Raw genomic sequence first — 18350 nt, 5'->3', positions numbered from 1 at the left:
AGGATGCTCCACCCGGCCTTTTTTTCGTCGACCGTCGCTATCGGGTTCCCGCTTTCGCGGGAATGACGAAGGTGGGGGGAATGACGAAGCGGGGGATGTCTATCCACTGTAAACTAGATCACCGCCATATTATAACAGTGCCAGCTGAAGATCGCCGCGGCGCCGCGGTGGGGGCGCCACGGTTCGGCGAGTTCGCGCGCCTGTTTTTCGCTCGGGCGCGCGTCGAGTTTCAGGATCCGGCCGACCGCCTCCTGCACCGCAAGGTCGCCCGCGGGCCAGATGTCGGGGCGCCCTTCGGCAAAGAGCAGGTAGATTTCGGCCGACCAGCGCCCGATCCCTTTGACCTTGGTGAGCAGCGAAATCGCCTCCTCATCGTCGGCGGGGAGGGCGTCGAAGGAGAGTTCGCCGTCGAGCACGAGCTGCGCGAGGCTTTTCGCATAGCCCTGTTTCTGTCCTGACAAGCCGCAGGCGCGCAGCGCGTCGAAATCGGCGGCGGCGATCGTTTCGGCGGGGCATCCTGCGCCGAATCCCGCCTCCAGCTTGTTCCAGATCGACGTCGCGGCAGCGACGCTGACCTGCTGGCCGACGATCGTGCGCAGCAGGGTCGTATAGCCGCGCTCGCGGATGCGCGGCTCGGGATAGCCGGCGTTGCCGAGTGCCCGCGCAAAATTGGGGTCGCGCGCGGCGAGGGCGTCGATTCCGGCGTTGAGCTGCTGCTGGCTGAGCCCCATCGCGATATTCTCCTTTTGTTCCAAGCCTTGCCTTTAGCAACGCTTGATTTGCCGCGCAACGCGCGACATAGCCCCCGCAACACGAACCGATGAGGACGAGCATGGCCAAGCTGATTGTCGTGACGCGCGACGGAACCGAGCATGAGATCGAGGGCGACACCAGCCTGACCGTGATGGAGAATATCCGCGATGCAGGCTTCGACGAACTGCTCGCGCTGTGCGGCGGCTGCTGTTCGTGCGCGACCTGCCACGTCCATGTCGAGGCGGGCGCCAAGGATGCGCTCCCCGCGATGAGCGAGGACGAAAACGACCTGCTCGATTCGACGAGCGACCGCGACGAAAATTCGCGCCTGTCGTGCCAGATTCCGTTCAGCGATGCGCTCGACGGGCTGAAGGTGCGCATCGCGGCGGAGGATTGATCAATATCGTCATTGCGAGGAGCGTAGCGACGAAGCAATCTCCAGCTGTCGGCATGGTGCTTTGCCGATAGCTGGAGATTGCTTCGCTTCGCTCGCAATGACGATTATTACTGGCCTGCCGTCGCCACCGCGTAGAGCGCGATCGCCGCGGCGTTGGAAATATTGAGGCTCTCCATTCGCGGCGAGATCGGCAGCCTTGCCAGCACGTCGCAATGTTCCATCACATTGTGGCGCATTCCGTCGCCTTCGGAGCCGAGGACGAGCGCGACCTTGCTGCCGTCGAGCGTTTGCCCAAGCGTCGTTTCGGTGTCGCCCATCAGCCCGATGCGCCAATATTGCGCCTCGGCGATTTCCTCGAGCGCGCGCGACAGGTTGACGACGCGCACCCACGGCACGCTTTCGAGCGCGCCCGAGGCCGAGCGCGCGATGACGCCGCTTTCGGGCGGACTGTGCCGGTCCTGCGTGATGATCGCCGCCGCATCGAAGGCGGCGGCCGAACGCAGCACCGCGCCGATATTGTGGGGGTCGGTGACCTGGTCGAGGATGATAAGCGGGCGCTTGCTGCCGGCGTCGACCTCTTCCTGCAACAGATCGCCGAGATGGATGCCTTCGAGCGGGTCGACCTCGATCACCAGCCCCTGGTGCGGCGCGTCGCGCGCGACGAGGCGCGCGAGGTCGGCGACATCGGCGTAGCTGATCGGAATCACCGGCGGCAGGTCGAGCTGGCCCAGGGCTTCGCGGGTGCCCCAGATGCGCTTGACGGTGCGTTCGGGGTTGGCGAGCGCGGCGAGGACGGCGTGGCGGCCCCAGAAACGAATGGCCTGGCCGCGCTGGTTTCCGCCCGACGGGCGGCGGTGACGAGAAAATTGACGCATGATGGCGCGCCTTTCCCATGACTGGCATTGACAGGCAAGCCTCGTTTCGCCATTGGGCCACTTCCCAAAGCGGGCCCCAATGGACAGGTGGCCGAGTGGTTAAAGGCAGCAGACTGTAAATCTGCCCGGGTTTCCGTACGCTGGTTCGAATCCAGCCCTGTCCACCACCCTCTGGTCCGAGGGCATCTCCTCCCACCGCCAATCCCACCTCACCGCCGCTACAATCGGTTCAGCCTGCGAACGCGGTCGATGCTTCGGTCTCGACGCCGGTTCGGCGGGCGGCTACGCCAATGCGGTTCGTGACTGCGGGGCAGGGAAGGAAGATTGATGGCCGTCGTCGCATATCGCGGCTTTGCGGGTGTCCGGCTGGAGGCCGATGTCGTCGGCGCCGAGGATGATCCGGCGGTCCTGCTGCTTCACGGGGCAGGGCAGACGCGTGCGGTCTGGTCGAGCGTGGCAGACGCGCTCGAAAAGGCGGGGCGCCGCGTCATCGCGCTCGACCTGCGCGGGCATGGCGGCAGCGAGTGGCCCGACGATGGCCGCTATGATTTCGAAACGATGGTCGAAGATTTGCGCGCGGTGCTCGCGCAGCTCGGCTCGCGGCCGATGGTCGTTGCGTCGACATTGGGCGGATGGATCGCGGTCGCCGCACTCGACCGCGATGCGGCGCTGCTTGCCTCGGGTCTTGTGCTGATCGACACGCCGGTCAATTTCGATGCGCAGGTCATGCGCCGCGTCGGCGAGCGGATGCGCGAACCGGCCAGCCCGGCGCCGGGGCAGGCGCAGTGGGATGCCCGCCTGTTCGATGCTTTCGACGCCGATTCGATCGCCGCCCGGTTGCAGGGCGCGGCGCCGCGGATCGCGCTTCCGGCGCTCTATGCGCGCGGGGCGATGAGCGAACTAGTTTCGACCGCCGACGCGGCGGCCTTTGTCGGCCAGCTTCCCGACGGCGAACTCGTCGAGGTTGCCGACGCGTCGCTCGTCGTCACCGAAGACCGTATCGATGCGCTCAACGGACATCTGATCGACTTCCTCGAGCGCCGTGCGCCACGCGGATCGCCGGAATATCGGGCGGGAAGCGATGCGCGCACGTTCCGCGACGCACTCGGCTGTTTTGCGACCGGCGTGACCGTCGTGACGGCGATGTGCCCCGACGGCACGCCGATCGGCCTGACCGCGAACAGCTTTACCTCGGTATCGCTCGACCCGCCGCTTTTGCTCGTCTGTATCGCCAAGGGCGCGGGCAGCGCCCCCTATTTGCGCGGCGCCGACCGCTTTGCCGTCAATGTCCTCCAGATCGGGCAGCAACCGACGTCGAACCGCTTTGCCGGGAAGGACGAGGATCGCTTTGCCGCGACACCGTGGGAGGTCGGCGAGTTTGGGACGCCGGTGCTCAGCGGATCGCTGAGCAGCTTTGAATGCGCGCGCGAGGCTGTGCACGACGGGGGCGATCATTTCATCCTTGTCGGGCGGGTGCTGAAGGCGATTTTCGAGCCGCGCCGCGACCCCTTGCTCTATTTCCGCGGCAAGTACCGAAAGCTGCACTTCGCCTGACCGGACCGGGCGGGCCTTCGCCAGGCCTAGGCTTTGTGATAGGATAGCGCCACATTCTTCGTCCTGTGCGCGTCCGCACAGCGCGACGCGAACGACCATTCTAAATCCTGTCCATCGGCCGGCGAATCGGCCCGTACGAGGGAGAATGACGATGACCAAGAAGACGAAAAAGCCCGAAGCGCTGAACGATGCCGCGCTCGACAATGTGACGGGCGGTATCGGGCTGCTGCTTCCTGCGGTGCAAAAAGTGCGCGAGGCAGCCGCCAGCGAAGAAGACGACAAGGTGATTATCGCTGCGGGTCCCGGTGGCGGGCCGCACGTCAAGGTGTTCGACGGCTCGACCGGCGGCTGACGCCTGACGGGTGCGCGGGCGGTTACCGCTCGCGCGCGCGTCCTTCGACGACCATCGTCCCGGGGTGATGCTTGTCGAGGTGACGCTTGATGATGCGCAGGTTGCGCGTGTTCGACCGGAAGATGAAGTCGAACGCGTCGCCTGCGAGTGGGATGGCACCCAGCGCCGTGTCGATGCCCAGATTGCCGATCATCCGCCAGATCTTCCATTGCGGCATGCCGAGATTGCGCGCTTCCCAGATCAGATAGGCGCCCATCGCGGCGGTAACGATGTCGCCGAGCACGGGGACCAGCCCGACGATCGCGTCGAGCCCGACGGGGCGGTTGATCCCCGGAATGGTAAAGCTGCGTTCGAGGACGAACTCGAGCGATTCGACGCGTTTGCGCAGCGCCGCAGGATCGGTGCGATCGGCAATCAGATTATCGAATATCGCATCGAAATCTTGGGGCGAAGGGGCCATCGGGTTCCTTTCGGCAGGCGGTCGAAACGCCAACCATGGTCTTTCGGGTCAGGACCCTAGTTGGTGGCGGCGAGCATCAGGTTCAATGGGTGGTGTCCGCGCCCGTTGGCGCGCAGCCCCGCCAGCCGCTGCGACGCGACCGACCAGCGCAGCGGGGTCGCGAGCGGGATGAAGGGCGAATAGCGGGCCAGAACGATCTCGGCCTCGACCAGCTGACTCATGCGCTGGCCGGCGTCGACATTGGCATTGGCAAGGTCGATCAGCGCCTGCGCGTCGCGGTTGCACAGCGTGTCGCGGCGGCACGACAGGCGGCGTAGCGCCCAAAGCGGATCGTCGTTGGGCGCAACCTCGTCGAGCAGCTTCAAATCGGCGGTTTCGTTCATCTTGACACGGCGGCTGGGGACGCCGACCGCAGCGAAATCGGCGGAAATATAAGCGAACAATATGCGGCCCCCGGGTGAATCGGGAACCGCGATCCGCAACGGGGCAATCTCGCGCCCGCCGCTGCGCCATGCCTCGACCGCGCGGCGCGCCTGCGCCTGGCGCGAGGCATCGTCATAATCATACCATGTGGGAATATAGGGAGGCGGACCGCCGTCGCGACGGTGGTGATCTGGGCGCAGCGACACCTGTGGCTGCCACTCGGCGAGGCCGAAGGCGCGAACGAGCCGGTCACGCCGGATCGCGCGCGACAGCGCCGCCCGGTTCGAATCGATCGCCAGAAAACCGTCGGTGCGCAGCACCGTCAGGCCGAAAATACCGGGGACGGGATCGACGACGAGACGCGACCGTCCGATGTTCGATGCGACGAAATAGGGGAGCGTCGAAAAGCGCCCGCCGATCACGCCGTCGGCGTAGCCGTTCTGGAAGCGCGCGAGCGCGCGCGGCGCGGTCGCGCCGACCAGTTCGATCGACGCGGCCGGATCGTTGGCGGCGGCTTCGGCGGCCTCGCTATCCTCGGCGAGCGGGTCGGGTACGGGGCTGAGCAGCAGCGCGCGGCCGATCCGCTTTGCACGCATCGGTCCTGCACCGCCGCGCCGTCCGACGATGGCCATCGACGGCTGGGCGAGCAGGTCGAGGATGGCAGGCTGCGGCGTTGCGAGGCGAATCTCGATGACCATGTCGGTCATCGCCTTGATCGTCTCGACCTCCGGAAAGTCGTCGCGCATCAGGTGGCGGCTGCGCTCGGCGAGATAGGAGCGCAGGATCGCGGCAACGTCTTCGGCGTTGACCTTGCGGCCGTCGGTCCATTTCGCCTCGCGAATACGGAAGATATAGCTGCGCCCGTCGGTCGTGACGGTCCAGCGTTCGGCGAGTCCGGGTTCGATCTGCCCTTGATTGTCGAAGCTGACCAGTCCTTGCGAGGTCGCGTCAAGCAGGGCCGCATTGCCCGCCGACAGTTCGCCATTGACCGGGTTGGCGGCGGGGTTGACGGGGCCGATCGCCGCGATGCGGACGGGGCCGCGCTCGCCGAACAGGGAGCAGGAGCCGAGGGTAATGAGCAGCGCGCCCAAGGCGAAGCGCGCGGCACGAAACTCCGCGCGGCGTTTGTGGATCGAGTTTGCCTGTCTTTCGTTTCGGGGCGCCATCATCTTCTTCATAGGAGCGCCGCCCCAAGGCGAAAAGGGGGGTCATCGGGATCGGTCGATATTGGTGCGGACGCCGGGACTTGAACCCGGACTTCCAGAAGGAAAGCAGATTTTAAGTCTGCTGCGTCTACCGATTTCGCCACGTCCGCACGCGCATCCGGCAAGAGACGATGGGCCGGTTGAGGTCAAGTACGTTTGCGCCTTCACCATGGCGCGCCAGTCGGTTAGACGGTGCGCCATGCAACCGGTTCTCTCCATCGCTGGGCTCGGCAAGACATATAAAAGCGGGCACACAGCGCTCTCCGACGTCGATCTTTCGATCAACAAGGGCGAAATTTTCGCGCTGCTCGGGCCGAACGGCGCGGGCAAGACGACGCTGATCAGCATCGTCTGCGGCATCGTGACGCCAAGCCGCGGCACGGTGAGCGTCGCGGGGCACGACCATGCGCGCGACTATCGCGCCGCACGTTCGATGATCGGGCTGGTGCCGCAGGAACTCCACACCGACGCCTTCGAGACGGTTCTGACCACGGTCAACTTTTCGCGCGGTCTGTTCGGCAAGCCGCGCGATCCCGCCTATATCGAACAGCTGCTCAAGGACCTGACCCTCTGGGACAAGCGCGACAGCAAGATCATGGAGCTGTCGGGCGGGATGAAGCGCCGCGTGATGATCGCCAAGGCGTTGAGTCACGAGCCCGAAATCCTCTTCCTCGACGAGCCGACCGCCGGCGTCGATGTCGAACTGCGCCGCGACATGTGGAACATGGTGCGCGGTCTTCGCGAGCGCGGCGTAACGATCATCCTGACCACCCATTATATCGAGGAGGCCGAGGAAATGGCCGACCGCGTCGGGGTGATCAGCAAGGGACGGCTGATCCTGGTCGAAGAGAAGAATGCGCTGATCAAGAAGCTCGGCCGCAAGACGCTGACGCTCAACCTCGCCGAGCCGCTGGAGAGCGTTCCGGAGGATCTGTCGCAATGGAAGCTCGAACTGGCGGGCGAGGGACACGAGCTGGTCTATGAATTCGACAGCCACGCCGAGGCAACGGGCGTCCCGTCATTGCTGCGACGGCTGAGCGATCTCGGTATTGCGTTCAAGGACCTGCACACGCGGCAAAGCTCGCTTGAGGATATTTTCGTGGGGCTCGTCCACAGCTCTGCAGATGAGGCGGAGAAGGCGGCATGATCGCGAACCTGCGGGGCATCCGCTCCATCTATATGTTCGAAATGGCGCGCTTTGGCCGGACCTTCTGGACCAGCCTGATGCTGCCCGTCATCACGACGACGCTCTATTTCATCGTCTTTGGCTCGGCGATCGGCAGCCGGATGAGCGAAGTGAGCGCCGTCCCCTATGGCCTGTTCATCGTGCCCGGCCTCATGATGCTGACGATGTTCACCGAAAGCATCAGCAACGCGAGCTTCGGCATCTATATGCCCAAATGGACGGGCACGATTTACGAGATGCTGTCGGCGCCAATGTCGCCGATCGAGCTTCTTATCGCCTATGTCGGCGCGGCGGCGACCAAATCGGTCATCATCGGATCGATCATCTTCGCAACCGCGCATCTCTTCGTCGATGTCCAGGTGGCACACCCGCTGTTCATGGTCGCCTTCATGGTGCTGATGGCGGTGACCTTTTGCCTGTTCGGCTTCATCATCGGTATCTGGGCGCAGAGTTTCGAGCAGTTGCAGGTGATTCCGATGCTGGTTGTCTATCCGCTCACCTTCCTTGGCGGCGCCTTCTACTCGCTCGATATGCTGCCGAAGGCGTGGCAGACGGTGACGCTGTTCAACCCCGTCGTCTATCTGATCAGCGGCTTCCGCTGGACATTCTTCGGCGCGGGCGATGTCGGCATCGGCGTCAGCATGGGCGCGGTCACGCTGTTCCTGGCGATATGCCTGGCAATCGTGTTCTGGATGTTCCGGACAGGCTACCGGCTCAAGAATTGAGCCGGGCTGCGCGGCACTCAACCAAGGCTATGCTCAGTCGTTGAGCCGCTCGCGCATTTCCTTGCCGGGTTTGAAATAGGGCACATTTTTCGCCTTTACCGCGACGGGAGCGCCGGTGCGCGGATTGCGCCCGGTGCGCGAGTCGCGGCTGCGCGTCGAAAAGGCGCCGAAGCCGCGGAGTTCGACGCGGCCGCCCTCGGCAAGCTGATCGACGATGGAATCGAAGAAGGCGTCGACAATGCGCTCGACCTCATCATGTCGCAAATCACTGTTTTCACTAGCGATCTTTTGGACCAATTCCGACCGGATCATTGGCTTCCCCTATTGTATCACGCGCATCCCGCAGGACGCAGATCACCCGGTCGTTGCCGGTGCGAATTGCGTGAGGCCCCCTCCTGACGCGGCACGGAGCCTATCATGAATCACTGTTTGGTCAAAATATATCACTGAAAGAAAAAGGCCCGCAGAGGGACACTCTGCGGGCCTTTTCTTTCGCGCAAGCGCGGAAAGAGGAATTAATCCTTCTTGCCGGCCTTCAAGGCTTCGCCGAGGATGTCGCCGAGCGAGGCGCCCGAATCCGACGAACCATATTGGGCGACAGCCTGCTTCTCTTCGGCGATCTGCATCGCCTTGACCGAGAAGTTCGGCTTTTTCGAACGGTCGAAACCGACGACCATTGCGTCGAACTTCTGGCCGACCTGATAACGGTCGGGGCGCTGTTCGTCGCGGTCGCGGCCGAGGTCGGCGCGCTTGATGAAGCCGGTCGCGCCATCGTCGCCAGCCTGGACTTCGAGGCCGTTGTCGCGGACTTCGAGAACCGAGACCGTAACGACGTCGTTCTTCTTCAACGAACCCGCGGCAGCGGTACCGCCGCCAACGGCGGGAGCACCCTTTTCAAGCTGCTTGATGCCGAGGCTGATGCGTTCCTTTTCGACATCGACGTCGAGAACGACGACCTGCACGGCCTCGCCCTTGCGGTGGAGGTGCAGCGCTTCTTCGCCCGAAATGCCCCACGCGATGTCCGACATGTGAACCATGCCGTCGACGTCGCCCGGAAGGCCGACGAACAGACCGAATTCGGTCGCATTCTTGACTTCGCCATCGACGACCGAGCCGACCGGATGCGCTTCGGCAAAAGCGCCCCACGGGTTCGACTGAGCCTGCTTGAGGCCAAGCGAGATACGACGCTTGTCGCTGTCGACTTCGAGAACGATGACGTCGACTTCCTGGCTCGTCGAGACGATCTTGCCGGGGTGGACGTTCTTCTTGACCCACGACATTTCGCTGACGTGGACCAGGCCTTCGATGCCGGGCTCGAGTTCGACGAACGCACCGTAATCGGTGATGTTCGTGACCGTACCCGACAGCTTCGCGCCGATCGGATATTTGGCGGCGACGCCTTCCCACGGATCGCTTTCGAGCTGCTTCATGCCGAGGCTGATGCGCTGCGTGTCGCGGTTGATGCGGATGATCTGCACCTTGACCGTGTCACCGATGTTGATGACTTCGCTCGGGTGGTTGACGCGCTTGTAGCTCATGTCGGTGACATGGAGCAGGCCGTCGATGCCGCCGAGGTCGACGAACGCACCATAATCGGTGATGTTCTTGACCGCACCTTCGATGATCTGGCCCTCTTCGAGGTTCTGGATCAGGCCCGAACGCTGCTCGGCGCGCGTTTCCTCGAGGATCGCGCGGCGCGATACGACGATGTTGCCGCGGCGACGGTCCATCTTCAGGATCTGGAAGGGCTGCGGCAGGTCCATCAGCGGGCCGACGTCGCGCACGGGGCGGATATCGACTTGGCTGCCCGGAAGGAAGGCCACGGCGCCGCCGAGGTCGACGGTGAAGCCGCCCTTGACGCGGCCGAAGATGACACCTTCGACGCGGGCTTCCTTGTTGAATTCTTCTTCGAGGCGGTCCCACGCGGCTTCGCGGCGGGCGCGGTCGCGCGAGAGCATCGTTTCGCCATTGGCGTTTTCGACGCGGTCGACATAGACCTCGACTTCATCGCCGACCTTCAGGTCGGCCTTCTGGCCCGGCATGGCGAATTCGCGAAGCGGCACGCGGCCTTCGCTCTTCAGGCCGATGTCGATAACTGCCAGGTCATTTTCGATGCCGGTCACGGTGCCCTTGACGACACGGCCTTCAAAGCCGCCGTCGGCGCCGCCCAGCGATTCATCGAGCATCGCGGCGAAATCGTCGCGCGTCGGAAAAGCCGTAGAGGCCATAAATAGTATTCCTTACTTCATTTGTTCCGGCCAAGCGGTTGGTTCCGCTGGTCTTGTGGCCGATCCGTCCCGGCCGCCGGATGCGGGTCGGGACATCCTTCGAACCTGTGGGCCGAGATACGGGCAAAGCAAAATGGGCGCGATGGGTGAGCCCCATCACGCCCGACGCTCGTGTCGGAGCGGCGGTTTGACCGTGCCTCGACCGGCGTTCAGGCCCGTCGGACGGGCGGCCTATAGTGGATCGTCCCCCTTTCGGCAAGGCGAATTGCCGATAAACGCGGCGGTAAGGCTTATCGGCTATCAGTTCTGAATTGATCGAGAGGGGCGGATGCAGGCGACGATAAGCGGCCGTTTCATGGACCGGAGTGTCGAGGAGCGCTATCAGGCGGCGTCGCGGACGCTGCGCCTGCCGTTCGTGCGTATCTATGGCGTGCTCTTCATGCTCGTCGCGCTCGCCTATTCGATTGCCAATCCGCTGTTCCTGCACGCCCATGACGCTGCCTTTCTGGCAATTCTGCTCGGGTCGGTGCTGCTTCTCGCGGGCGCCTATGTCGCAGTGACCTTCTGGAGCGGCTATATCAAACAACCGGCGCTCGATTTTGCGGCCCTGCTCGGCATTTCGCTGCTTGTCGGGCTCGTCAACATCGTCCTGCTCGCCGAACTGATCGAACTTGACGACGACCTCCACGCGGTGGGCGCGATCAACCGGCTGGCGATAACGGCGTTTGCGGCGGTCGCGCTGGCAGGCCGACCGCGCCTGTTCCTCTTGTGGCTCGCGCTCGAATGCGTCGTGTTCCTCGCGACGGTCATGGCGATCCAGGATCACGGCGCCGGCCTTTGGTACGCAATCCTCAGCTATGTCAGCGGCGCGCTGGTCATGATCGCGATCAATTTCGCCATCGACCGGTCGAGCCGCGCCGCCTTCGCCCTATCGGAAGAACTCGAGGTCGAGCGCGCGAAGAGCGAGGAACTCGTGTTCAACATGCTCCCGCCTGCCGCAGTCGAACGGATTCGCGACGGGCGGATGGTCGCCGACAGCTATGCCGACGCCAGCGTGATCTTCATCGACATGGTCGGCTTCACCAAGCTCGCGCAGCGTGTGTCGCCCGGCCATCTCGTCGAGTTGCTCAACGCCTTTTTCAACCATGCCGACCGCTGTGCGGCAAAGCATGGCGTCGAAAAGGTAAAGACCATCGGCGATGCCTATCTCGCCATCGCGGGCGGCAACCAGAGCGTCGGCAACAGCGCCGACGTTGCCATCGCCTTTGCGCAGGATGTGCTTGCCGGGGTTGCGGCGCTGCAGCCGGTTGCGGGCACCGAAGTCGGCTTGCGCGTCGGCATCCACAGCGGGCCCGTCGTCGGCGGCGTTATCGGTGCCACGCGCATGGCCTATGATTATTGGGGCGAGACGGTCAACATGGCGGCACGCCTTGAAGGCTGCGCGCCGGTCAACGGTATCGCGATTTCCGAAAGCACATGGCTGCGCGCGAAAGGCCGCGCCGCCTTCGGTCCGCCGCATAGTGAATTGCTCAAGGGCGTCGGCGAAACCTGCGTCTATCACTCGGTGCCGCGTGCACCGGCGCTGCCCGACATCAACTGGGTCGCCTGACCCGTTCCTCGATAAATGCGATCGCCGCCGCGACCGCAGCCGTAATGTCCATCGCGCTCGTATCGAGCAGCATCGCATCGTTCGCCCGCAGCAGCGGGGCGTCGGCGCGGCCGGTGTCACGCGCGTCGCGGGCGTGAATGTCGGCCAGCACGACCTCGTACCCGACATCGAGGCCGCGATTGAGCATCTCGGCCTGGCGCCGGCGGGCGCGCTCCTCGGCGCTCGCGGTCACGAACAGCTTGGCATCGGCGTGCGGCGCGATGACGGTCCCTATGTCGCGCCCGTCGAGTATGGCACCGCCTGGCTGGTTGGCGAAATCGACCTGGCGCTGAAACAGTGCTGCGCGCACTGCGGGGTGGATCGACACGCGGCTCGCAAGACTTCCGGTGCTTTCGAAGCGCAGCGCCGGATCGTCGAGCAGGTCGTCGGGGAAATCGCAGGCAGCAAGCGCGTCGGAGGCGTTGTCGGCGTCACCATGGTTGAGCTGCGTCTGGTAACCGACCGCCCGATAGAGAAGGCCCGTATCGAGCACGGGCAGGCCGAAATATTCACCCAGCCGCCGGGCGATAGATCCTTTTCCCGACGCGGTCGGGCCATCGACCGCGACAATCATGCCGCATCCTCGCGCCCGCGGCGGAGCGCCTTTGCCAATCCCCAGATGGCGATGCTCGCCCAGGCAATTTCGAGCAGGAAAGAGGCGAGATTGAAATGGACGAGCAGCGATATCATCAGCAACAGCGCGCCAATCAGGTTGACCGCGTTGAACAGCACGCCGTTCGGCACTTTTGCGCTGTTGATATAGGCGAATGCGGCGAGGACGCATGCGGTGCCGATCAAGCCGATGACATCCGCGGCGCGTCCGGGGATCCAGTCGATCATGCCTGCAACCCTGCAAGCAGCGCCTCGAAATTGGGGAAGCTCGTCGCCACGGGCGCGATGTCGTCGACCGTTACGGGCGCCTTGCTCGCCAGCCCCGCGACGGCAAAGCTCATGCAGATGCGATGATCGAGATGGCCCGCAATGGTCGCGTCGCCGGGGAGCGGATCGCCGCCGCTGCCCTCGATGACCAGCCCGTCCTCGTTTTCGGTCACGCGCACGCCGATCGCCTCAAGGCCGGCCGCCATCACCGCCAGCCGGTCGCTTTCCTTGACGCGCAGCTCGTCGAGCCCGGTCGTCGTCGTGCGGCCTTCCGCGAGCGCGGCGGCGACGAACAGGACCGGAAACTCGTCGATCATGCTCGGCGCGACAGCCGGATCGACCTCTATGCCCTTCAAGGCGCTGTGACGGACACGAAGGTCGGCGACGGGCTCGCCGCCGACTTCGCGGCGGTCCAGTTCCTCAATGTCGCCGCCCATTGCGCGAAGGACATCGACAAGGCCCGCGCGCGTAGGGTTGAGCCCGACATTGGCGATGGTGACGTCGGAACCGGGTACGATCAGCGCCGCGACGATGAAGAAGGCTGCCGACGAGGGGTCGCCCGGCACGGCGATCGTCTGGGGCTTCAGCTCGGCTTCGCCAGTGATGCGGATATGGCGCGTGCCGTCAGCGTCGGTATCGACGCTGAGTTCGGCACCGAATCCCCTGAGCATCCGTTCGCTATGGTCGCGCGTCGGCACCGGTTCGATCACCTCGGTGATCCCTGGGGTGTTGAGCCCCGCGAGCAGCACTGCGCTCTTCACCTGCGCCGAAGCCATCGGCAGACGGTAGGAGAGGGGGACGGCCGGGGCGAGGCCGCGCACCATCAGCGGCAGGCGGCCTCCCGGCGAAGCGCTGATATCGGCGCCCATTTGCGAGAGCGGGTCGATGACGCGTCCCATCGGGCGGCCCGAAAGGCTCGCGTCGCCGACAAAGGTCGCGGTGATCGGATGGCTCGCGACGACACCCATCAGCAGCCGCGTCGACGTGCCGCTGTTGCCCATGTCGAGCGCTTCGCGCGGCTGGAGCAGTCCGCCGACGCCGACGCCGTCGATCACCCATTCGCCGCTGTCGCGCCGCTCGATCGTCGCGCCCATCGCCCGCATCGCGGCCGCGGTGGCGAGTACATCATGGCCTTCGAGCAATCCCGTGACGCGGCTCGTCCCCACCGCAAGCGCCGACAGCATCAGCGCGCGATGCGAGATGCTTTTGTCCCCCGGAATGGCGATCTTGCCTTTCAAGGCAACGGAAGCGGAAAAGCTGCGGGGCGTGGCGGTTTGATCGGTCATGGCGTGCGGCTTTTGACAGCGGCCCGACAATCTGGCAAGGCGCACGCCGATTTGGCGGATAGCTATTCAGGCGTCGCCTACTTCCCGAGATTCCTATCCGGTTTCCAAAAGGTTATGAGGCTTATATGATAAAGGCTGAATGGGGCACCAAGCGTAGCTGCCCGAAATGCGCCACCCGATTCTATGATCTGACCAAGGATGACCCGGTCAGCTGCATCAATTGCGGCTATAGCTGGATCCCGGAATCGGTACTGAAATCGAAGCAGCCGATGCCGTTCGAGGAAGCCGAGAAGCCCGGCAAGGTCGTCAAGGAAGAGTCGGCCGACGACGATCTGGATCTGGACGTCGATGTTGACGAGGACAGCGATTCGCCCGACAATGACGTCGACCTTGGCGGGGACGACGATCTGGGCGTCACCAAGGCTGACGATGACGACGACGAAAGCTGACGAAATCGGGTTTTTGAATATCGGGGGCCAAAAAAGCATCGCAGCGATGCATTTGGCCCCTTGCATCGGACGCCGGCGCTGGTAAAGGCGGCGTCCCGGTCGCACCACCCAGGGCGACCCGCAGAAATGGCACGGGGCCTTAGCTCAGCTGGGAGAGCGCTACAATGGCATTGTAGAGGTCAGCGGTTCGATCCCGCTAGGCTCCACCATTTCTCCTCGGCGCGAACGGGCGCCCCTCATGGCATATTAGAGGTCAGCGGTTCGATCCCGCCAGGCTCCACCATTTTCAAGAAGGCCCAGCCATGCCGGGCCTTTTCTTTTCAGCCAATCCTGCCGCGATCAATCGCCATAGCGGGCTTGATACGGCGCCCGTTTAAAGCACCGCCTCTTCCTTTTCATCGAACAGCGGCTCCATGCGGATCGGGTCGGCGAGGGTGATGCGGTCAAGGACGGCCGCCGTGTCGTCGCGCACCTTCAGCATCAGGCTTCGCATCCGGCATTCGGCCTCGGGCAGGCAATTCTTGCAATGTTCATGTGCATTGCGACTCGCGCAGGGAACGAGCGCGAGCGACCCGCGCGTCAGCCGGACGAGGTCGCCATAGCTGATGTCGACGGGAGGCAGCGCGAGCTGATAGCCGCCGTCGCGGCCGCGCTGCGAAATAAGCAGGCCTTCGCGTGCCATTTCGGACAGGATGACGGTCAGAAATTTCGGCGGTATATTCTGCGCGTCGGCAATGTCCGCCAACTGCACCTGTCCCTTGCCCCAATGATCGGCAAGATGCTGGAAGGCGCGGATCGTATAGCGGGTCTTCTGCGAGAGCATGGGCGGCGTAGTGAGCCAAATTTTCGTTTAATTCAACCTGTCAGGATGAGATTATATCTGCGATGTTGATGTAGGTCACAGCGAATGGCATGGAGCGCGGCCATGGGGGGCGGGAAAGCCCATTTCGGGCGCGACGAAGGTGGATAATTCATGCGTAAATTTCTGGCTGGTCCCGCAGTTCTGGCAAGCTGCATGCTGGTGGCAGTTCCGGCGCAGGCCCAGTTTGGCGGATTGCTGCGGAAAATAACAACCCCGACTCCGGCGCCGACGCCCACCGAAAAGGACAATGGCGGATGTCCCGCCGGCAAAAAGGGCGATGGAACGGGCCGCATGATCATCGGCGGCGTGATGGATCATGCCGTCGGCAAGGCGGCGCAAAAGGTCGGTGTGTACGGCTTTGTCCCGATCGCGGAGGTCAGCGGCACGCTGACGAACGCGATTGCTTGCCGTCTGGATCCGGGCGAGCAGGTCCAGGCAGCGGCAGCGACCGAAGAGGTCACGCGCGGCGAAGAGGTCGGCGCGACGGCAAACTGGACGAGCGAAACGCGCGAAAATGTCAGCGGGTCTTCGACGATCGCCGCAATCAATGACGAGCGCGGTGGTCGCAAATGCATGACCGTCAACGACTTCATCATCGTCGAGGGCGAGGAAACGCGCGTCACCAAACGTATGTGCAAGGGACGGGGCGAGTCGCGCTATGTCCTTGCCGCATAAATTGCCGCATAAAATCGCGCGGCTGACGATCGCCGCCGCCGCGCTCCTTGCGCTTGGGGCGACCGAGCGCATGGACCCCGACAATCCGACCTGTCCGCTCAATCCCAATTGGTCGGCGAACAGCGTGATGCAGTTGTCGGTCGTCGAGCGCGGCGGGGCCAAGGTCATGCTGGCGGAAGGTCGCGTCGATCCGGGGTTGCCCGACCGGCTGGCGGCAGCGCTCAAGGCTAATCCCGATGTCAGCGAAATCTGGCTGCGCTCGCCGGGTGGCGATGCGCGCGCCGGTAATGCGGCGGGACGGGTCATCCGCTCGAATTTCGGTCTCGCGACGCGCATCCCGAGCGGCTGGGCCTGTTTCAGCGCGTGCAATTTCGTCTTCATGGGCGGTCAGCCGCGCATGATCGACCCCGGCGGCCATTTCATGGTGCATATGTTCACCCGCACCGGCGACCGCTCGACGATCGACATGAGCGTCGCGATGGGCACCGACGCGACGCGCGAACTGATCGGCGACATCGAACAGGATTCGGCATTGCTCGCGAGCGAGGACAATGATTTCCTGATCCGCATGGGCATATCGCGCAAACTGCTGACCGAGGTGATGTACCGCCAACAGGCGGTCGCCAATGCCGAGGACAAATCGACGCGGCGGTGCCTGACGCTCGACGAGGCGCTGAAATATGGCGTGACCTACGCGGTCGAATAGGCGTCGGGGCAGGTTGCAAAAGGCAACCAAAGGCATAGACTGGCGCCATATAGGGAGAGCCGGCCATGACCGATATGACGCACGAGCACGCCACGTTCCGATCGATGATCGACGGCACGCAGGAAGACTGGAACATCATCGCGCGCGAGCAAAAGGCGTTTGCGCCGAATAATGGCGCGCGGATCATCGAACATTTGAAGCTGCTCGGCGGCGATTATGGCGGATTCCCGGTCGACCGGCTCGAACATTGCCTGCAGACCGCGACGCGCGCGCACCGCGATGGGCGTGACGAGGAATATGTCGTGATGGCGCTTCTCCACGACATCGGCGATACGCTGGGGGCGTTCAATCACCCCGACGTCGCGGCTGCGATCCTCAAGCCCTTTCTGTCAGAGGAAAATCTGTGGATCGTCCAGCATCACGGCATCTTCCAGGGCCATTATTTCTTCCACTATCTGGGCCTCGACCGCGACATGCGCGACCAGTTCAAGGACCATCCCTATTATGACGCCTGCGCCGAATTCTGCGAAAAATATGACGCGCCGGCGTTCGACCCCGATTATGACTCGCTGCCCCTCGAATTCTTCGAGCCGATGGTGAAGCGCCTCTGCTCGGCGCCCAAGACGAGCATTTACAAGAAGGTGATGGCCGAGGCGGCGGAGTAGGCCCTCGCCATCTGTTCGTCACCCTGGCGAAGGCCGGGGTCTCACCGGCGAGATCCCGGCCTTCGCCGGGATGACGGAAGACGGGGGCGTCAGGCCCCTTTGAACGCGGCCTCGCGCTTCTCGACGAACGCCATCACGCCTTCGACCGCGTCGGCGCTGTTGCCCGCGACGAACTGCCCCATTGCCTCGGCGTCGAGCGTTTCCGCAAAGCCTTGCGAGAGGCCCGCGCGCAAAATCTTGCGCATCGTGCCGAGCGCGACCGTTGGTCCCGCGGCGAGGCGCTGCGCGAGCGCGGTCGCTTCGTCCATCAGCGCATTATCTTCGACCACCTTGTAAACAAGGCCCCAGTCGGCCGCCTGCTCGGCGCCGATTTTTTCGCCGAGCATCATCATCTGCAGCGCGCGCGGTACGCCGATCAGGCGCGGTAAGAGCCACGACGAACCCCCGTCGGGCACCAGCCCGATGTTGACGAATGCCTGAAGGAAATAGGCCGATTTGCCCGCGAGGGTGAAATCGCCCGACAGCGCAAAGCTGCACCCCACGCCTGCCGCCGGGCCGTTCACTGCGGTGACGACCGGAATGTCGAGATTGGCGAGCGCGAGCAGCATCGGATTGTAATGGTTGCGCAATGCCTTGCGGCTGTTCGCGCCGCCGCCGACCGCCGACGCGCTGCGGTCGCCGCCGAGGTCTGCGCCCGAACAGAATCCGCGTCCTTCGCCGGTAATCAGCAACGCGCGCGCGCCGAGCCCCGGTAGATGGTCGAGCGCCGCGCGGATGTCGTCGGCCATCGCGGGCGGCATCGAATTGAGCCGGTCGGGCCGGTTGAGCGTGATCGTCGCGACATTGTCGGCGATGCTGAGCTTGATCGTATCGAAGCTGGGGACGTCAGTCATGGGGAAGAATCCTCTCGCAGGCGCTTTACCTTTACGTTCACGTAAACTTTTGCCGCATTTGGGACCGATGCGCAAGGGGGAAGGGGGTATAAAGCGACTTCGAAACGAACATCTACGGCGGGGCCAAGC

21 protein-coding genes and 3 tRNA genes are annotated in these 18350 nt (G+C 63.9%); 12 read left to right on the top strand and 12 right to left on the bottom strand.

The features are described 5' to 3' along the window. Positions 1–113 precede the first annotated feature (113 nt). A complete protein-coding gene (locus tag JI743_RS03145; protein ID WP_201925848.1) occupies positions 114–731 on the bottom strand; it encodes a DNA-3-methyladenine glycosylase family protein in 618 nt (205 codons plus the stop codon). A gap of 101 nt (positions 732–832) precedes the next feature. Here JI743_RS03145 and JI743_RS03140 point away from each other — a divergent pair, with 101 nt between their 5' ends. Then, positions 833–1150, top strand: a complete 318-nt coding sequence (locus tag JI743_RS03140) for a 2Fe-2S iron-sulfur cluster-binding protein (protein WP_201925846.1) — start codon at positions 833–835, stop codon at positions 1148–1150. A gap of 107 nt (positions 1151–1257) precedes the next feature. On the opposite strand, the gene rlmB is transcribed toward JI743_RS03140, so the two are convergent. Beyond that, a complete protein-coding gene (rlmB, locus tag JI743_RS03135) occupies positions 1258–2025 on the bottom strand; it encodes a 23S rRNA (guanosine(2251)-2'-O)-methyltransferase RlmB (RefSeq protein WP_201925844.1) in 768 nt (255 codons plus the stop codon). Between the two features lie 81 nt (positions 2026–2106). Between rlmB and JI743_RS03130 the strand changes: the two genes are divergently transcribed. The 3 genes from JI743_RS03130 to JI743_RS03120 all read left to right on the top strand — a co-directional run bounded on the left by JI743_RS03130 (position 2107) and on the right by JI743_RS03120 (position 3931). Then, positions 2107–2192: transfer RNA gene (locus JI743_RS03130), tRNA-Tyr, on the top strand. A 160-nt stretch (positions 2193–2352) separates the two neighbouring features. Beyond that, positions 2353–3579, top strand: a complete 1227-nt coding sequence (locus JI743_RS03125) for an alpha/beta fold hydrolase (protein ID WP_201925842.1) — start codon at positions 2353–2355, stop codon at positions 3577–3579. A 151-nt stretch (positions 3580–3730) separates the two neighbouring features. Beyond that, on the top strand, positions 3731–3931 hold the full coding sequence (locus JI743_RS03120; RefSeq protein WP_201925840.1) for a hypothetical protein: 201 nt from the start codon (positions 3731–3733) through the stop codon (positions 3929–3931). A 22-nt stretch (positions 3932–3953) separates the two neighbouring features. On the opposite strand, the gene JI743_RS03115 is transcribed toward JI743_RS03120, so the two are convergent. From JI743_RS03115 to JI743_RS03105, 3 genes are all read right to left on the bottom strand, one after another. After that, entirely contained in the window at positions 3954–4391 is a 438-nt protein-coding gene (locus JI743_RS03115; protein ID WP_201925838.1) for a DUF4112 domain-containing protein, read from the bottom strand. A 56-nt stretch (positions 4392–4447) separates the two neighbouring features. Then, a complete protein-coding gene (locus JI743_RS03110; protein ID WP_236659667.1) occupies positions 4448–5992 on the bottom strand; it encodes an ABC transporter substrate-binding protein in 1545 nt (514 codons plus the stop codon). 50 nt (positions 5993–6042) lie between these two features. Then, positions 6043–6129, bottom strand: a tRNA-Leu gene (locus JI743_RS03105). Between the two features lie 89 nt (positions 6130–6218). Between JI743_RS03105 and JI743_RS03100 the strand changes: the two genes are divergently transcribed. Together JI743_RS03100 and JI743_RS03095 are read left to right on the top strand one after the other, a co-directional pair. After that, positions 6219–7166 carry an ABC transporter ATP-binding protein gene (locus tag JI743_RS03100; RefSeq protein WP_201925836.1) on the top strand — a complete coding sequence of 316 codons (948 nt, stop codon included), beginning with the start codon at positions 6219–6221 and terminating at the stop codon, positions 7164–7166. Then, positions 7163–7930 carry an ABC transporter permease gene (locus tag JI743_RS03095; RefSeq protein WP_201925834.1) on the top strand — a complete coding sequence of 256 codons (768 nt, stop codon included), beginning with the start codon at positions 7163–7165 and terminating at the stop codon, positions 7928–7930. The genes JI743_RS03100 and JI743_RS03095 overlap by 4 nt, the downstream gene beginning before the upstream one ends. 33 nt (positions 7931–7963) lie before the next feature. Here JI743_RS03095 and JI743_RS03090 read toward each other — a convergent pair whose 3' ends face one another. Further along, positions 7964–8242, bottom strand: coding sequence for an integration host factor subunit beta (locus JI743_RS03090; protein ID WP_201925832.1), 279 nt, complete (start codon positions 8240–8242; stop codon positions 7964–7966). 203 nt (positions 8243–8445) lie between these two features. Further along, positions 8446–10158 (bottom strand): 30S ribosomal protein S1, encoded by a 1713-nt coding sequence (gene rpsA / locus JI743_RS03085; protein ID WP_201925830.1) that lies wholly within the window; start codon positions 10156–10158, stop codon positions 8446–8448. Between the two features lie 355 nt (positions 10159–10513). Here rpsA and JI743_RS03080 point away from each other — a divergent pair, with 355 nt between their 5' ends. After that, entirely contained in the window at positions 10514–11767 is a 1254-nt protein-coding gene (locus JI743_RS03080; RefSeq protein WP_201925828.1) for an adenylate/guanylate cyclase domain-containing protein, read from the top strand. Here the strand turns inward: JI743_RS03080 and JI743_RS03075 are convergent. The 3 genes from JI743_RS03075 to aroA are packed head-to-tail and all read right to left on the bottom strand — an operon-like array spanning position 11751 to position 13971. Then, positions 11751–12380 carry a (d)CMP kinase gene (locus tag JI743_RS03075; protein WP_201925826.1) on the bottom strand — a complete coding sequence of 210 codons (630 nt, stop codon included), beginning with the start codon at positions 12378–12380 and terminating at the stop codon, positions 11751–11753. The two genes, JI743_RS03080 and JI743_RS03075, sit on opposite strands and share 17 nt — an antisense overlap. Further along, positions 12377–12646, bottom strand: a complete 270-nt coding sequence (locus JI743_RS03070; protein WP_201925824.1) for a CBU_0592 family membrane protein — start codon at positions 12644–12646, stop codon at positions 12377–12379. Before JI743_RS03070 ends, JI743_RS03075 begins: the two co-directional genes overlap by 4 nt. Then, positions 12643–13971, bottom strand: coding sequence for a 3-phosphoshikimate 1-carboxyvinyltransferase (aroA, locus tag JI743_RS03065; RefSeq protein ID WP_201925822.1), 1329 nt, complete (start codon positions 13969–13971; stop codon positions 12643–12645). The genes JI743_RS03070 and aroA overlap by 4 nt, the downstream gene beginning before the upstream one ends. 125 nt (positions 13972–14096) lie before the next feature. Between aroA and JI743_RS03060 the strand changes: the two genes are divergently transcribed. Further along, positions 14097–14420, top strand: coding sequence for an FYDLN acid domain-containing protein (locus tag JI743_RS03060; protein ID WP_201925819.1), 324 nt, complete (start codon positions 14097–14099; stop codon positions 14418–14420). A 133-nt stretch (positions 14421–14553) separates the two neighbouring features. Next, a tRNA-Ala gene (locus tag JI743_RS03055) sits at positions 14554–14629 on the top strand. A 164-nt stretch (positions 14630–14793) separates the two neighbouring features. On the opposite strand, the gene JI743_RS03050 is transcribed toward JI743_RS03055, so the two are convergent. Then, complete coding sequence (locus JI743_RS03050) at positions 14794–15243, bottom strand: RrF2 family transcriptional regulator (protein ID WP_201925817.1); 450 nt, start codon at positions 15241–15243, stop codon at positions 14794–14796. Positions 15244–15393: 150 nt separating this feature from the next. On the opposite strand from JI743_RS03050, the gene JI743_RS03045 reads away from it, so the two are divergent. The 3 genes from JI743_RS03045 (at position 15394) to JI743_RS03035 (ending at position 17328) form a co-directional block, all read left to right on the top strand. Further along, positions 15394–15957, top strand: coding sequence for a hypothetical protein (locus JI743_RS03045; RefSeq protein WP_201925814.1), 564 nt, complete (start codon positions 15394–15396; stop codon positions 15955–15957). Between the two features lies 1 nt (position 15958). After that, positions 15959–16663, top strand: coding sequence for a COG3904 family protein (locus tag JI743_RS03040; RefSeq protein WP_227339760.1), 705 nt, complete (start codon positions 15959–15961; stop codon positions 16661–16663). A gap of 65 nt (positions 16664–16728) precedes the next feature. Then, positions 16729–17328 carry an HD domain-containing protein gene (locus JI743_RS03035; protein WP_201925812.1) on the top strand — a complete coding sequence of 200 codons (600 nt, stop codon included), beginning with the start codon at positions 16729–16731 and terminating at the stop codon, positions 17326–17328. 89 nt (positions 17329–17417) lie between these two features. Here the strand turns inward: JI743_RS03035 and JI743_RS03030 are convergent, their stop codons facing one another. Next, positions 17418–18221, bottom strand: a complete 804-nt coding sequence (locus JI743_RS03030; protein ID WP_201925810.1) for an enoyl-CoA hydratase-related protein — start codon at positions 18219–18221, stop codon at positions 17418–17420. Positions 18222–18350: the final 129 nt, after the last annotated feature.

This window comes from Sphingopyxis jiangsuensis (assembly GCF_016734905.1).
GTDB classification, from domain to species: Bacteria; Pseudomonadota; Alphaproteobacteria; order Sphingomonadales; family Sphingomonadaceae; genus Sphingopyxis; species Sphingopyxis jiangsuensis.
The sequence above is the reverse complement of the archived record's forward strand: the minus strand, read 5'-3'. Positions and strand labels throughout refer to the sequence as shown.